Annotated in this window: 1 protein-coding gene; it reads left to right on the forward strand. The window is 46.5% G+C overall.

Translation table 11 applies throughout. The features are described 5' to 3' along the window. Positions 1–186 precede the first annotated feature (186 nt). Positions 187–878, forward strand: a 692-nt coding sequence (locus C495_RS18580; RefSeq protein WP_449406466.1) for an Eco57I restriction-modification methylase domain-containing protein, incomplete at its 3' end; no start/stop codon positions are given.

Below are 878 nucleotides of genomic sequence, written 5' to 3' on the forward strand. Positions count from 1 at the left end.
GTTAAAGAACTGTACGAAGATGTCATCGAAGCAATCGAGCGTCACCAGACTGCAACGAGTTCGAAAGTCGCTACAAACGCAAGACGGTTAGCTGAATCCAGAATTGAGACGCACAGTGAGAGGCTAGATCAAAAGGGTCTGGGTCAATTCCATGACGCCGGTGTTGAGGATGTTGATGAAGAGACTTTGGAACAGTACTATCCTTTCCATTGGGTTCTGGAGTTCGCACCTGTTTACCGTGATGGCGGATTCGATGTTGTAATTGGAAATCCACCTTGGGAGGNCCTGAGTCCGAACAGGCACGATTTCTTCTCCCAGTATGACGAGACATTCCGGCAATACAATGCCAATCAGAAAGATGCTGTTGAGAAGAACCTACTGGAGGACCCCGAAATAGCTGAGAAGTGGGATAAACACAAACAGACAATGGAGAGGCGTGCAGATTACTTCAACAAGTCACAACAATATACGCTACAATCACCAAAGGTGGCAGGTAGGACTGTTGCAAGCGAGAACGATCTGTCAGCCCTGTTTCTTGAGCGGACATTTGAATTAGCATCCTCTGACAGTCATGTAAGTCTCATCCTCCCAGGCTTTGTGTTCAATGGAGCCATTGCGAAAGATCTGCGCAATTGGATGCTTGAGAACACGTCACTGGGAACAATCGTTGGATTCGAAAACAAGGGAATATTTGACAATATCGATGACCGATATCGATTTGGCATCCTCTCCTTCAAAAACAGTGGAAGTACTGACTATGTTCGCGGTTTGTTCGGCCAAAATCCCCTAGACATTCTAAAGACGATTGACTCGGACGCAGTTGAAATACCCAAACGCGTTTTAGCGAATTATTCTCCCGAAGCTGGAATCTTCCCAGG

It is taken from the genome of Natronorubrum sulfidifaciens JCM 14089 (assembly GCF_000337735.1).
In the GTDB taxonomy this organism is placed as follows: domain Archaea; phylum Halobacteriota; class Halobacteria; order Halobacteriales; family Natrialbaceae; genus Natronorubrum; species Natronorubrum sulfidifaciens.